Here is a 13,418-nt window from a genome sequence, read left to right as displayed (position 1 = left end):
GATATTACTATTTCTTAGATAACCAGGGTATCGTCGGTTGCACCAGTACCCTCTACCCAGTTCGTAATGGTGGTCGACTGCAACTCGATAGCCTGCATACTCACGCTGAGGTTATAGGTGTAAACCTTGCCGGGCTCAAAAAGTTTGTCGGCTGTCAGCTGATAGGTGATGGCATGACCACCGGCCGTAGTAATCGTGATGAAGTCAAGCGCTGCGGCATCATAATCATAGAGCTGAGGCACGATGATGGCAGCCACGGCAGCACCTGTACCCATGGTGATGGTTGAAGCAGCACTGGTGGTATAGTCTGTCACCACTTCACTTACCTTAATCGGAGTCACCACGCCTTTAACGATTGTTGCCGTCTTCTTGGCATGCAGTGTGATGATACAGTTTGCAATATCATTTGCGCTCACGCCGCCGCCATTCTTAGCCGACAGGTTAACAATAATCTTTGTCAGCGCATGATTGAACGTCAGGCCCACAGCAGCGTTGTTTGCTGTCTTTGCCTGTGTAGGAATGTTCGTTGCATACATCAGGTCGCTGGCCTTATAATTAGCATCTGTTGACTGATTCTCCTGTACAGAGAAACTAGTAACAGCACTGGTAATCGTCGAGGGATAGTAAGCATCGATGTTCACCGTTCCTGTGGCAGGCCACAGCAGCGCCGTCTGACCATCCTTTAGGGTCAGGGCATTCACACCAGCTTCGGCAGTCTCCGTCACATAGATGGCAGACGTCAAAGTACTTGTACTGGCATCTGTGCGCTCCACATTAATTTCCTCGCCAGCATCAAAGGCCGTTGATTGCACGGCTTGTCCGGCACGGAAGGATGTTCTGCTGCCCTGTGTTGTTCCAAGACTGCTCACACTGGCTTCAAAACGCATGGCACTTGTTTCCTGACTTGGTTGCTCACTTTTCATGGTCTCGTCATTGTTGCAGGCCACCATTGTCATGGCAACAGCAGCAAGGATAAAATACTTTTTCATAGTTCTCACGTTTTTCGTTAATAATTAATAGATAAAAAATAATAGAAATAAAAAGGGTAATAAATACCTTGTATAACCTATATTGAACATTCCATATTTAGTAAAAACAGGCTCAGCAAGGAGCAGTCCGCGGCGCAGTCTGTAATTGTTCCAGTGGGAAAGCACACCACAATAGGAGTTCAGTGCAGGAAACCACAATGAACGATCTCTATGAGCCAGCATAGCAACCTTCCTTCTCATTCTGCCAACGGTGGATCGCGAGGCATAGATGCGATAGGGTTTGAGCCATGCTCCAAGGAACTCCGTTCCGTGCCACGCAGAAGTGACGCGCAACTTACCTTCGTGGAACGACAGTCCCAGTTCCTTATACAGGAATTCCTTCACCAACGGTACTAACGACATCAGCCACGTCTTGTCGGCACTGACCACATAGAAGTCATCGACATAACGCCCATAGTGACGGCAGTGCAACACACGCTTCATATACTGGTCAAACACATTGAGATAGACATTACTGAACAGCTGCGAGGTGAGATTACCGATGGGCAGACCGCAGCCCTCAGGACTGTTATAGAGCGACTTGTTGTGGGGCAGGCCGTCCCATTCCGATGGTGAACCCACAACCCGGCAGTCATTCAAGGGATTCATAAGCACAATCTCCGCGGTCAGCCAACGAACGAAGTCCATGTCCACCACATCGCACCAGCGCTCGCGGCGATGTCTTGACACCTTATGCATAGACATCCTGTCAAGGTTGTCAAGACAGATGCGGAGCAGCCGCTCACGGTGGATACTCATAAAATATCCGCTGATGTCCATCTTCATCACGTAGCAGGGACGCGTGTAATTGTGGCTCTCACTGCGGATGTGGTCATAAAGACGACGGATGCCGAAATGGGTACCACGACCAGCAAGGCAGCTATAACTGTCGAGAATAAAACTGCGCTCAAACATACGATACGTATAGTTGTAGTACAAATGATGGACCACACGGTCGCGGAACTCAGCGGCAAAGACCTCGCGCTTCTTTGGGTCAGTAATAACAAAGCACGAGGATGGCAAGGGCCGATAGGTGCGCCCATAGAGCACATCGCAAAGCTCAGCGAGGTTTTCATCCAGTCTCGCTTCGAAACGCAGCTGGTAGGACTTGTTACGCTTATGCTTTCTTGCGGCATAGTATGCTGTATACAAGTCCTCCAGAAGCTGTGATTTTGTTAACTTCATCATAACCATAGGATAAGTGCTCTCGACCTGGCGGACCAGGCGAACCGAGAAACCGTTGTTGCGGTTGTTGTTGTTCTGCGGATTCAGATTGCTACTATTGAAGTTCACGTTGTACGCGTTGTTCACATTCGACGCGTTGGGCGAACTCGACCAGTAGTTGCCGTTCGACCCGGCATTGTTGACAGTAGTACCATTCCGGTTGCCAGCAGCCGGCAGGAACAACAAGTCTGAACAAAATGCGTCAGCAGCGCGTTTCTTCATATGGCGGGAAGGAACCTTTCAACATCATATGAGCCAACCGCCATGTCTATGCTGTCCTTGCTGTCAGACCCGACAGGCAAGGCCCGCTGCCTGTGAATTTACCCCTTGTATCATTAAAGTCATATTATATCTGCTATACTGCGTTTTATTTCTGCCAAAAACTGCATGCTCTCCAAAGGCGACTTCTGCTCAATGGGATAGGTCAGAATGCGGTGCATAATGTCAGTCAACCGGCTAGGCCGTGATGCTGCGGCACTGGAGATACCGCCATCCGTTTCTTTCTTCGACGATTCAACCAGGGGAACACTATCTTTCCAATGGTCGAATTCAGACTGCAACAGACTAACCTCAACGCCCTCCTGGAACACCTCTTCCGGCAGCACCAAATCCATGCTCTTTTCCTCACCAGCTTTTACGGATACACCCTCAGACGTATATTTAGCCAGACTGCTCACTGGGAAACCGATGAACACTACACAACTGTCCTCGTTCTTAAACTTGCGCTTCGTAGGTTTGAAGTCCTGGAGATAGCGGACGCACAACCACGCACTCCATTCGTAGGCACGATAGAAAGTGCCTTCCTGGAACAGGTGAATCACACGACACACATCAAGCGTAGAACGCTCCGACTCTATTTCCATTATTTCTCGCAGTTTTGCCATCTTTCTCTTTGCTGTTTTTTTTTCATTTTCCCTGAATCGCAAATGGCGAACCGTGTGCCTCGGGCGCACTGCCTGGGCTGGTGCGCCTGATGCACACGGCCCGCCATTTGCTATAGCCCGTTTTGCGGACAAGGGGGTTTTCTACTCGACCTGGCGGACCAGGCGAACCGAGAAACCGTAGCCGCGGCGGCTGTAGTTCTGCGGATTCAGATAGCTACTATTGAAGTTCACGCTGTACGCGTTGAGCACACTCGACGCGTCGGGCGAACTCGACCAGTAGAAGCCGAACGACCCGGCATTGAGGACAGTAGTACCATCCCGGTAGCCAGCAGCCGGCAGGAACACAGCGCCAGCAGTCTCCATCTTGCCCCAAGCAGTTGCATCATAGCTATTAGCGGTGAAGTTAGCACTTGAAGTATTTACACTTGCAGGAGCCGTTACACCATCGGGATGCGTATAGCTGTCGGGGAAGAGGATAACACCACTTACACCGTTCACCGTGGCCTTGGCATAGCGGCCATTGGCTGTACCGCCTACGGTGGATGCCGTGCGGGTATTGAACAGGTATACCCACTCGTCCTTAGACAATGTGAACCAACCGGAATTGGCTGTATTGCCGCCGTTGGTGATGGCCAGCGTGCCCCAATCACTCTTCAATTTTTCAGTTGCGCTGATGCCATAGCCGTTAGTACTGTTCGTGCTAGTTGAGCTGGTGATACCATATTTATTCACGCCAGTCCACGTACTAGAGGCACCAACCCAGCCAAACAAATCGACGGTGGTTGAAGAGCCGCTGTAACCAGAAACATAGGGAGAAGAAGATGATACCTTGGTGTTTCCTGCTGCATTGCCAATATAAGTCCACTGGTTCGTAGCAAATGCCCACGTCCATGACGAGCCATTATAGGTGGCCTGCAGATTACCCTGTGAGAACATCACCTGCTTGCCACTACCATTTACGGTGAACTGACCGTTAAGGACACCAGCATACACCATTGTTGTCACCGTACAGGTATGGTTTCCTGCATAGGTATGATTATCCCCGTCGGCCACCGTAATGGTGACTGTCGCTGAACCTACATTACTGCCACTTGTCACTGTAACAGTCGTTCCACTTACACTTACGGTAGCTATGTCCTCATCGGAACTCACAGCCTGAACAGCTCCATTACCCGTACGCGACACAGAAATGGTACTTGTTGCGCCACCCTTCGCAATCGACATCGTCGTTTTATCAATACTCCACGATCCATTGGCTATCGTAGCCTTATTAATGGTAAACTCCTTCACACCCACCTTGCCGGCATAGGTATTCTTGCCCACGGCATAGACGGTGGCAGTGCCGGCATTGATGTTGTTGGTATAGTAAACCTCGTAGTTGCCCGATGCCACGGCTTTGCCACCATCGGTCACGGTGATGGCGGGAGTGACGGCACTGCCTGTATAGGTCTGCGCGGCAATGGCGGCAATATCCAGGCCATCGCCGGCACCGCCGGCCCACGACTCAATGGTATTGATGCCAGCAGCCACGTTCTCGGTGGTCACTGTGATATTCACCGTGTAGCAATTGCCGGCAGCCACCGTTTTGTCCTCGCCAAGCTGATAGACCACATCGCCTTGGTCGGTTGCAATGGTGATGAAGTCGCCAGCAGGAATGGTCTGCGCAGGGATGCAGACGGCACCCACGCTGAAGTCGGTGGTATTGGCCGTCTCAGAGCTCACAGCGACCACATCCTGGTTCTCGCCACTGACATAGGCAACATTACTGATGGCACCTGTCTCGTAGGTAAACAGACACTGGCGCTTCACGTTCTTCATGGTGATGCTGTTCACATAGCTCACACCACCAGTGGCGGTCACCCTGACGATGATCTTGGCCATCTTGTGAGAGAAAGCAATGTCAACGCTGCCGCTGCTGCTGTTCTTATTTTCCACGCGCCCCCACAGCAGGTCGCTGGCCACATAGCCAGCCGTACCCCTCTGGTCGGCACTCACGGTAAAAGTGTTGCTGGTGGCTGCCGAGGCATCGGCGGGCGAATAGGCCACGATGTCGATATTGGCACCACCGGCAGGATAGAATGCGGGGGCGTCACTGCTCAGCACGCCTCCAGCTCCGGCCGTATAGGCATAGGCGGTGGTGTAACTGCTACTGGTGCGCACACTCACGCTACCAGAGGTCAGAGCACCTTCATTGATATTGGTGGCAGCACGCCTCAGAACGGCCGACTGCGTGGTGGCAGTAAGCTTCACCGGCACTTTGCTGTCACTATCTTCTGATGTCACCTCGTCGCACTCTGCACAGCCAACCAGCGTCAGCAGGGCGGCCATGGCAAAAGGTGCAAGGATAAAAAGCTTTTTCATAATCGTTCAGTTTAAAGGTGTGTATTAATAGTGAACGGTCTCGTCGGTGGTGTCGCCAGAGCCCCATTCGTTGATTACATTTGTAGAGCCCACTGTTCCCACCATCACGTGATAGGTGGCAGAGGCTTCCTTGAAGTTTGAGTTGCCCACGATATAGGCCATCACCGTGGCCTCGCCAGCAGCAACGCCTGTCACCTGGCCTGAGTAGCTGATCACCTCGGCCACGCCCTCGCCCGAGTCAATGCGATAGCCCACACTCACCATCGAGGTGATGTCGTAGTCGGTGCCTGCGTCCCACGTGCCGTTGGCGTTGTTGTCAATGAACACACGACTGACAACACGTGACAAGCTCTGGCCCACCTCCATCTTCATCACTGCATCATCGAGTACCACGATGGGCTGGGCACGCTCTATGGTGAACGTCTTGGTCTTTGTGCCAAGGTATTTCGTTGCAGCCAAAGAGCCATTCATAGCAAGGCCTGTGATGGTAATCGTGGCCTCGCCGGCATTGGTATTGTTGGTAAAGGCATAGCTGTAGTCGGTGCCTTGTGTCAGCACCTTGTCACCGTCTTTCACCACCACCTCCGAGGCATCGGGCACAATAGGCGAGCCCGTGAACGTGTAAGCCGGAATGTCGGAAATGGTGAGAGCGGATGCGGGGGTTGTGAGGCGCATCTTGCGGAGGATACGGGTTAAGGAGCCTTTTCGTGAGGATGAATTACGACTAATGGCATTCTGTCCCTCTATATTAACTGGCCCCACATAGATATCCTCGCCCACATGGGCTTTGATGCGATATGTCACATTTGCATTTACATCATTGAGAAAGGCAACAAACAACTCACCAGGATATTCACCATTCTCCTCTACAGGCAATACCGTCAGTACATCACAAGGAACAACGGTGCCGTCTTCCTCTATGGATTGCACGATATGACCACCACTGATAGCATGGATCTCGAGCAACGAAGGATGTAAACGCACTGTTCCCTCCTCGTTAAGAAGTACGAAACGAAGGTATTCCTGACGGTGATACATATTGATATTGCTCAGGTTAAGCTTACTGCCTGCCTTGCTGGCAATAGAAGCTCCCGTGAAATACTGATAAGAATAGGTGCTTGACAACTTATTCACCGTGCCGTCCTGACCAGTATAGTCAGCACGTTTGGCAGGCATATAAAGGTCAACCACATCGCCCACCGCAAACGCTCCCGTCATGGTTCCCTCGAGCAGGGCCTCCTTGGTGGCATAGTATTCGGAGTTAGGTGTCAACGTGCCTATCTTCACATTGTTATTGTAAACCTGCACATTGTCACCCGCGTCCCAGACCTTAGCAAAACGTGCGGTGTTTCCACCCCAGAACCAGGCACGTCTGTTTGGCTCATCCTCATCGCCGCTGTTGTCTATGCTATCAAGAGAGGCATAGGCCACAGCCTTCCACTGCTGCGAGATGGGCGAACGAATTTCGTTGTCAATCTCGTTGTCTGCGGAGCAACCCACCAGGACTGCCGCGCAGAGCAATAAGATGAGAGAGTTATTATATTGTATCATAAGTTTTTCATTAGTAATTAGTAGCAACCTAAGACTATAATATAGATTTACAAATAGAATAGTGGGTTATTAATCTTCATTAAAGTCAAATCCGCGAGCACCGTCTTCCTGATCGCCCGTTCCACCTTGCTGCGATCCCGCGAGCAGATGTCCTTGTGACTTCAACACAACCACCTCCATGTGAGGTGCATCGTAATTCAATTTCTTTTCCATAATCATCATTTTTTTTTAAAGGGTTAATAACTATATATTTTTAAAATTCATATTTTCTCATTTCAAGGTCAATTTTCAGGTCAATTATCACGTGTTTTCAGGTTCTTCAAACCCTTTTTCCAGTGCCATCACCATGGCCCTGTCACACCTCTTGCGAAGAGGTATAAACATATTTCAAGGTGCAAATGTAGAAAATATTTCGATAACTTCCAAATTTTTTCGACTTTTTTTTCGATTTTACTTAAATAATGTTTGTTTTTGGGTGCGTAGGAAGAAAAAAAGCTAAAAGGAAATGTATTTTAATGATACGCATGATTTGACCATAATTTATATAATAATTATGGATTTTGGGGTTGGAAAAGAATTAGAAACAATGAGAAAAAATTGGGGCCAAGAATGAAAAAAAATAAAATAACTATCTCATCACGCCTGTTCTTAATTCGTTCTCGAGGAAAGAGTACACATAACGGGGACTTTGGTAATAAAGCTGGGTCGCTTCATTCTGCAATTTCTGATAGGTGTCAGAGTTCAGCACGATGGACAAAGCCTGTTCCATTGACAGCGAAGGGTCGTTCTCCATCAACATCAGGGCAAGGTTTTTCACCATGCTAAGTTTCATCTGTTCCTGTTCACTCATATGCGTTTCAATAAGCTAATGGATCTTTCCGTGCCAAAGTAATATTGTATTGTCACACCCTTCATATAATGCAGGTTGTGGACAAGTGTCGGTAGGTCTATACTCTTAGTCTCATACTTCCAAAGCTGCACACCTACGCGATCGTCAGCAATGGGACCTATAACTACATCATAGTCGTGAGCTGGCTCTCGACTGGAGTTGTTGCGATTAAGTAATATGAACTTCGCCCATTCTTCACTATAGTCATCGAAGCGCAACACCTTCAAGTCTGCCATCTTTGCGTCGTCCACTTGATAAGTCAACACGATGGGCTGTCCCCATTCTAATTGATCGAACTTAACCTTCGCCATATCCTGGGCCTGGCTATAGTTATCCGAAAGGTAGAATCCCTGTCCAAAGTCCTTGTTCGGCTTGGACTTTGACAAATCTATCTTGTCAAAATCCACATTCGTACCATGATAAAGCGTCATATCAACGCTCCTCCTTTCCGGCGGCAGTAGTCACTAATGTCGTCAACCATTGAAGTAAATGACTGTGTATGTACATAGTCATAGTGTCGGTCAACGAAGTCAATGCCCTTAAATCTACTCAGATAGTTGAACGCCTGCTTCATGGTGAGACCATAGCGGCGTCCGAACTCCGAGATAAAGATAAGCGTCCAATCCAGTTTATCGTGATTGCTATATCCCATAATCATACATCATTAGTGTATTCTGGCAGCAAAGATACAAACTCTTTTCTTAACTTCCAAATTTTGGAGCAGCGAATGCAGAGAATAATTCATTTTCTCTGCTGAGTCGCGACAAAATTCGAGTAAGACTCAAGCATTTCGGGGAAAATCTTTGCGATGACGGCGGCGTTGGTGTCGTACACGCGGTGGTCGTTCACCTCGCTCAGATAGATCTGTGTGGTCTTGATGTCTTGGTGACCTAAGGCCTTCTGAATCACGGGGATGTCGGCACCCAGGTCGCGGGCTATGCTGGCCCAGGTGTGGCGCACCACATACGAGGTGAGGCGGGGGATGCCGGCCTTGGCGGCAAGGCGTTTCAACTGTCGGTTGTAGCGGTGGCGCTGCCGCTCGTACTGACGCATGGCGGCACGGGGCTCGGTGGCGGTGAGGATGGGAAACAGGTAGGGCGTATCCTCGCGTGCGTACATATTTATAATGTCCTGCATGGGTGGTTCAATCTTCATATGGATGGTCTGGCCCGTCTTGTGGCGACAATAGGTGATGTAGCCGTTCTGCGCCTGATTCTTTCGGAGGAAGGCCAGGTCGATAAAGGGCATGCCCATGGCGAAGAACGAGAAAAGGAAGAGATCGCGCACCATGCTACGTATATTCAAATTGCGCAGGGTAGTGACCTCCGCAGTGGTGATGGCGCGTTTCTCGGTCTTGGCGTTGCCCGTGAACACGTTTTTAAAAAGTCTGTCGCTGTCTTGTATATCGGCCTCGTGGAAGAGCTTTCGCAGCGAGCGCATGTAGCACGAGCTGGTGTTAGGGCATACACCCCGCTGTTTCAGCCAGCGCTGATAGGCCTCCATGGTGTGGGCATCAACCCTACGGGTGGTGATGTCGCGACCGGCAAAACGGATGAACGACCTTAGGGCGGTGCGATAGTTGTCGACGGTGCTTTTGCTGCGCGATGGTTCCAGACTCTGGATGATGTCTTCGAGCATGGGCTCCAGTCGCCTCTGCTTGTTGTTTACCTCAATCTTAATATTTCTCAGAAAGTTAATTGTAATCATCATTTAATTTCCGGTGGTATAAAAAAATACCCCGGCCTTATTATAGGTCGGGGGGGGAAAGTAAGGAGAAAATTATTAATCTAATTCTATTTTGACAATCCGTGTTCCTTCTTATCTTCAATTAGAAAATAAGAAACACCAACAATTGCCATAATAAGCACTGTTATCAACATAATGTTTGCTGCCATAATTATTCTGTTTTTTGTTTCTTTTGATTATCGTCTTTGTATACTATATCAAGTAGCAAATCAGCAAATTTCTCACGTCTTTTCTTGTTCATGCTGCAAAGATACAAACTCTTTTCTTAACTTCCAAGCATTTGGAATAAAAATATTTGTTTTTGGGGTTGGAAAAGAATTAGAAACAATGAGAAAACGCTCGGCATCCCGTAGGGTGACGCTTGCTACCGAAGGGACGCAAGAATTGGGGCCAAGAATGAGAAAAAAATAAAATGCCCCGGCCTTGAGGCCGGGGTTTACTCGCTAGGCTTATTGTCGTTAAACATTTGAACCTCATCATCGAAGCGCTCTACAATCTCATCCAATAGCGGATGCACGCGTGGCACAATAAGTGCCACATATTCCTTTATGGCTTTTCCATCAGTGCCAATGCCATTAACCTCGGTCGATCTGATAAGATATCGTTTCTGTTGTTCGTAGCCGTTGAACCAACGTAGGAACAAACGAGCACGCTGTGCTTGTTGGCCATTGTCTGTACTGCACATATAAAGGAGTACCTCTGGATTCAGTCGAAAGAATTCCTCAATGATACATATCACAGTCTGGGCTATTTTTGTGTCGCCTGGTGATTTAGTATGTTCTGGATTTGTCAGATTAAACCAATATGCCGTGTAGTATGGGTTGTCATCTAGCTCAAAGTCAACAGCATACAGAATATTATAATCTGTCTTAAACACGTATTTGCCTGTTTGGCTAAGAAACACCTGATACTCTGCATGAGAATTCACCATCTCTAGGTTCAATGTGTTCATCTTATCCAGCAAAATCAAAATAGTGAGACTCCTTGGCGCGTTGTGCTTCTTCTCTCATGGAATTCAGCTCTAATTGGGCTTGTTTTTCCCATGCATTCTTCCGTTCCCTTGCCCGTTGCAGCCATGCGGAGATCTCCTCACGGGTGCGACGCTTGTAATTGCTTTTTGTTTCCATATTGCCTATCATTTTTTGCAAAGATACAAACTCTTTTCTTAACTTCCAAGCATTTGGAATAAAAATATTTGTTTTTGGGGTTGGAAAAGAATTAGAAACAATGAGAAAACGCTCGGCATCCCGTAGGGTGACGCTTGCTACCGAAGGGACGCAAGAATTGGGGCCAAAAATGAGGAAAAATAATATTATTTATGGTGAAACACTTCCTTATTTGTAAGGTAGTCGCCAGCCTTAAAGGCTGCTTCCGCTTCATTAAGCATGTTGTCTATTTCCTTCATCGTAAAGGGACGTAATTGCTCTTTCTTTTCTATTTTGGCAAACATTGGCTTAAGATTTATTCTTCGTTATCGCACTCCTTTGCTTGATTAATCAGCACTATTACGCGATTATCATAGATTGTCGAAATAGCGTTGCATGTCTTCTGGTGTACTACAAGAAATGGTCTCACCATTGGCATATTCGCGACGGGCCTTATTGATAGAGCGACGCATAGCAGGAGTGATGGTGTTATCGTCGTTAAGTAATGTTGATGATGCCATATCGTTATCTTTCGTTTTATTCTTGTTTGCAAAGATACAAACTCTTTTCTTAACCTCCAAGCATTTCTTGAAGAGTTTTTTGCCAATTGACGGTAATGCTACCACCTCTTCGCAAGAGGTGGTATTTATTTATCATCACATTTCACCGCAACCACCTTTGTATCAGTATTTTCAGCAGAATTTGCGTTTGAACCACGAAAAGCATTAAAATATCTTAATTATTTACGTTTTATCTCGCATTTTTTAGTTTTGTGTGTCACTTATGTCAGATACCCACAAAAATAATTATTAATTTCGCACATCGAAAAATTTTTAAGAACCAAATTCACACAACTAAGACAATGACAGAACAGCAGCTTACCGCACTTGCCACAGTGATCCTCACACCATTAAACAACGGAAAATACCCGGACCTGAAGCAGATAATAGCAAAAACGGGACATTTTAACTACAGGGTGTTTTCGCCTGAGAAATTCTTTCACCAAAACGGAGCGAACATTATGCGCTATCTGGTCATCATGAACTTCCGAATGACTGAGCAAGATTTTTATACAATGATGCACCAGTTGATAGAAAAAATTATAAGTATTGCTGACAATTATGACAACCAGGAACAAAAATAAAAATCAAATACAACGCAGACAGCAAGACACCAGCGAGAGAAAACCCAATTGGAAGGAGGTGTATGCCTCGGTTGAAGACATCAAAACATTCCTCAGCGACCGCATCGTGCTGCGCCACAATGTGGTGACACGGCGGGTGGAGTTCCGACTGCCGTCGAGCTACGAGCACGAGGGCACAGACTGGCACCCCATCAACGACCGCATCGTGAACTCGCTATGGGCGGAACTGTCGAAGCAGAAGCCGACACGCGTGCAGGATATTTACAGGGTGATTGAGAGCGACTATACGCCCGATTTTCACCCATTCCGGTTCTACTTGGAGCACCTGCCCAAGTGGGACGGACAGGACTACATCCTGGGCATGTCGGTGAGTGTGAGCGTGAAGGGCGACAGCGAGATGAGGGAACAGATGCTGTTTGCCAAATACTTGAAGAAATGGCTGGTGGGCATGGTGGCGGGATGGGTGGACCCCACGGTGGTGAACAACGTGATACTGGTGCTGATTGGCGAGCAGGGATCGTACAAGACCACGTGGTTTAACCACCTGCTGCCGCCCGAGCTGAAGCAGTATTTCTACACAAAAACCAACGCCAACCGCATGGGGCGCGACGACCTGCTGACGCTGGCGCAGTATGGACTGGTGTGCTGCGAGGAGCTGGACACCATGCGAGCTGCCGAGCTGAACCAACTGAAAGCGGCTGTCACCATGCCGTCGATTGACGAGCGAGCGGCCTACGCCCGCTACCACGAACACCGCATACACATTGCCTCGTTCTGTGGCACAGGCAACAACGCGCAGTTTCTGAGCGACCCCACGGGCAACCGCCGCTGGCTGCCGTTCGAGGTGGAAAGCATAGAGTCGCCACGTGACCATCCGTTCAACTACGCTGGCATCTATTCGCAGGCCTATGCCCTGTATCAGGAGGGGTTTAAGTTCTGGTTCTCGCGCGAGGAGATCCAGCAACTCAGCGTGCACAACAGTCAGTTTGAGACGCCACGGTTGGAGTACGAGCTGGTGCAGATGTATTTCCGCAAGCCGGAGGGCCAGGAGCCGGGCGAGTTTATCAGCGTGGCACTGGCCATGCAACTGGTGTGCACGGGCGTGCAGCAGAAAATCAGCAGCGTGCTGCTGGGGCGTGCCTTCGTGGAACTGGGCTTCGAGCGCAAGACCAGCCGCAACGTGCGGGGCTATGTGGCCGTGCGCCGCAGCGTGGAGGAGATGCGGGTGATTCGCAACATCATGGCGCAGGAGGCCAGACATACAGATACAGATGATACAGATGTTTTCTAAAAGTTTTACGCGTACATGCGCACGCGCATGTACGCGTAGAGTTTTTAAATTTCATCTGTATATCTGTATATCTGTATTGATGATACTTTTCACTTGTAACTATCATATTTACCACTCGTAAACATCATATTTACCACTCGTAAACATCATATTTA

The 13,418-nt window shown here is 48.5% G+C and carries 15 protein-coding genes; 2 read left to right on the top strand and 13 right to left on the bottom strand.

The genetic code is table 11. The features are described from left to right. Positions 1-14 precede the first annotated feature (14 nt). From M1D30_RS02440 to M1D30_RS02380, 13 genes are all read right to left on the bottom strand, one after another. A complete protein-coding gene (locus M1D30_RS02440) occupies positions 15-989 on the bottom strand; it encodes a fimbrillin family protein (protein WP_248505892.1) in 975 nt (324 codons plus the stop codon). A gap of 24 nt (positions 990-1,013) precedes the next feature. Then, positions 1,014-2,474 carry a reverse transcriptase domain-containing protein gene (locus M1D30_RS02435; protein ID WP_248505890.1) on the bottom strand — a complete coding sequence of 487 codons (1,461 nt, stop codon included), beginning with the start codon at positions 2,472-2,474 and terminating at the stop codon, positions 1,014-1,016. 119 nt (positions 2,475-2,593) lie between these two features. Continuing rightward, positions 2,594-3,136, bottom strand: coding sequence for a hypothetical protein (locus M1D30_RS02430; protein WP_248505888.1), 543 nt, complete (start codon positions 3,134-3,136; stop codon positions 2,594-2,596). A 141-nt stretch (positions 3,137-3,277) separates the two neighbouring features. Further along, complete coding sequence (locus tag M1D30_RS02425) at positions 3,278-5,497, bottom strand: fimbrillin family protein (protein ID WP_248505886.1); 2,220 nt, start codon at positions 5,495-5,497, stop codon at positions 3,278-3,280. 24 nt (positions 5,498-5,521) lie between these two features. Further along, on the bottom strand, positions 5,522-7,048 hold the full coding sequence (locus M1D30_RS02420; RefSeq protein ID WP_248505883.1) for a hypothetical protein: 1,527 nt from the start codon (positions 7,046-7,048) through the stop codon (positions 5,522-5,524). Between the two features lie 69 nt (positions 7,049-7,117). Further along, positions 7,118-7,261 (bottom strand): hypothetical protein, encoded by a 144-nt coding sequence (locus M1D30_RS02415; RefSeq protein ID WP_248505881.1) that lies wholly within the window; start codon positions 7,259-7,261, stop codon positions 7,118-7,120. A gap of 415 nt (positions 7,262-7,676) precedes the next feature. Continuing rightward, on the bottom strand, positions 7,677-7,898 hold the full coding sequence (locus M1D30_RS02410; RefSeq protein ID WP_248505879.1) for a hypothetical protein: 222 nt from the start codon (positions 7,896-7,898) through the stop codon (positions 7,677-7,679). Further along, positions 7,895-8,368 carry a DUF3990 domain-containing protein gene (locus M1D30_RS02405; protein WP_248505877.1) on the bottom strand — a complete coding sequence of 158 codons (474 nt, stop codon included), beginning with the start codon at positions 8,366-8,368 and terminating at the stop codon, positions 7,895-7,897. Before M1D30_RS02405 ends, M1D30_RS02410 begins: the two co-directional genes overlap by 4 nt. Next, positions 8,365-8,595 (bottom strand): DUF3791 domain-containing protein, encoded by a 231-nt coding sequence (locus M1D30_RS02400; protein WP_371874163.1) that lies wholly within the window; start codon positions 8,593-8,595, stop codon positions 8,365-8,367. The genes M1D30_RS02405 and M1D30_RS02400 overlap by 4 nt, the downstream gene beginning before the upstream one ends. Before the next feature lie 83 nt (positions 8,596-8,678). After that, on the bottom strand, positions 8,679-9,647 hold the full coding sequence (locus M1D30_RS02395; protein WP_248505875.1) for a site-specific integrase: 969 nt from the start codon (positions 9,645-9,647) through the stop codon (positions 8,679-8,681). Positions 9,648-10,119: 472 nt separating this feature from the next. Beyond that, on the bottom strand, positions 10,120-10,635 hold the full coding sequence (locus M1D30_RS02390) for a DUF6169 family protein (RefSeq protein ID WP_248505873.1): 516 nt from the start codon (positions 10,633-10,635) through the stop codon (positions 10,120-10,122). Position 10,636: 1 nt separating this feature from the next. Continuing rightward, positions 10,637-10,810 carry a hypothetical protein gene (locus tag M1D30_RS02385; protein ID WP_248505871.1) on the bottom strand — a complete coding sequence of 58 codons (174 nt, stop codon included), beginning with the start codon at positions 10,808-10,810 and terminating at the stop codon, positions 10,637-10,639. 389 nt (positions 10,811-11,199) lie between these two features. Continuing rightward, positions 11,200-11,349 carry a hypothetical protein gene (locus M1D30_RS02380; protein WP_248505869.1) on the bottom strand — a complete coding sequence of 50 codons (150 nt, stop codon included), beginning with the start codon at positions 11,347-11,349 and terminating at the stop codon, positions 11,200-11,202. Between the two features lie 341 nt (positions 11,350-11,690). Between M1D30_RS02380 and M1D30_RS02375 the strand changes: the two genes are divergently transcribed. Further along, positions 11,691-11,972, top strand: a complete 282-nt coding sequence (locus M1D30_RS02375; protein WP_248505867.1) for a hypothetical protein — start codon at positions 11,691-11,693, stop codon at positions 11,970-11,972. Next, the gene (locus tag M1D30_RS02370; RefSeq protein ID WP_248505865.1) at positions 11,950-13,263 is read left to right on the top strand and encodes a virulence-associated E family protein; all 1,314 of its coding nucleotides are present in this window, start codon (positions 11,950-11,952) and stop codon (positions 13,261-13,263) included. Before M1D30_RS02375 ends, M1D30_RS02370 begins: the two co-directional genes overlap by 23 nt. Positions 13,264-13,418: the final 155 nt, after the last annotated feature.

Source organism: Prevotella sp. E15-22 (assembly GCF_023204875.1).
Lineage (GTDB): Bacteria > Bacteroidota > Bacteroidia > Bacteroidales > Bacteroidaceae > Prevotella.
Note: the sequence above shows the minus strand (reverse complement) of the source record. Positions and strands in the feature narration are given on the sequence as shown.

What these genes read in the sequence shown, in the direction of transcription:
- M1D30_RS02440 (WP_248505892.1), bottom strand. Translation starts at nt 989, where the DNA reads ATGAAAAAGTATTTTATCCTTGCTGCTGTTGCCATGACAATGGTGGCC.
- M1D30_RS02435 (WP_248505890.1), bottom strand. Translation starts at nt 2,474, where the DNA reads ATGAAGAAACGCGCTGCTGACGCATTTTGTTCAGACTTGTTGTTCCTG.
- M1D30_RS02430 (WP_248505888.1), bottom strand. Translation starts at nt 3,136, where the DNA reads ATGGCAAAACTGCGAGAAATAATGGAAATAGAGTCGGAGCGTTCTACG.
- M1D30_RS02425 (WP_248505886.1), bottom strand. Translation starts at nt 5,497, where the DNA reads ATGAAAAAGCTTTTTATCCTTGCACCTTTTGCCATGGCCGCCCTGCTG.
- M1D30_RS02420 (WP_248505883.1), bottom strand. Translation starts at nt 7,048, where the DNA reads ATGATACAATATAATAACTCTCTCATCTTATTGCTCTGCGCGGCAGTC.
- M1D30_RS02415 (WP_248505881.1), bottom strand. Translation starts at nt 7,261, where the DNA reads ATGGAAAAGAAATTGAATTACGATGCACCTCACATGGAGGTGGTTGTG.
- M1D30_RS02410 (WP_248505879.1), bottom strand. Translation starts at nt 7,898, where the DNA reads ATGAGTGAACAGGAACAGATGAAACTTAGCATGGTGAAAAACCTTGCC.
- M1D30_RS02405 (WP_248505877.1), bottom strand. Translation starts at nt 8,368, where the DNA reads ATGACGCTTTATCATGGTACGAATGTGGATTTTGACAAGATAGATTTG.
- M1D30_RS02400 (WP_371874163.1), bottom strand. Translation starts at nt 8,595, where the DNA reads ATGATTATGGGATATAGCAATCACGATAAACTGGATTGGACGCTTATC.
- M1D30_RS02395 (WP_248505875.1), bottom strand. Translation starts at nt 9,647, where the DNA reads ATGATGATTACAATTAACTTTCTGAGAAATATTAAGATTGAGGTAAAC.
- M1D30_RS02390 (WP_248505873.1), bottom strand. Translation starts at nt 10,635, where the DNA reads ATGAACACATTGAACCTAGAGATGGTGAATTCTCATGCAGAGTATCAG.
- M1D30_RS02385 (WP_248505871.1), bottom strand. Translation starts at nt 10,810, where the DNA reads ATGGAAACAAAAAGCAATTACAAGCGTCGCACCCGTGAGGAGATCTCC.
- M1D30_RS02380 (WP_248505869.1), bottom strand. Translation starts at nt 11,349, where the DNA reads ATGGCATCATCAACATTACTTAACGACGATAACACCATCACTCCTGCT.
- M1D30_RS02375 (WP_248505867.1), top strand. Translation starts at nt 11,691, where the DNA reads ATGACAGAACAGCAGCTTACCGCACTTGCCACAGTGATCCTCACACCA.
- M1D30_RS02370 (WP_248505865.1), top strand. Translation starts at nt 11,950, where the DNA reads ATGACAACCAGGAACAAAAATAAAAATCAAATACAACGCAGACAGCAA.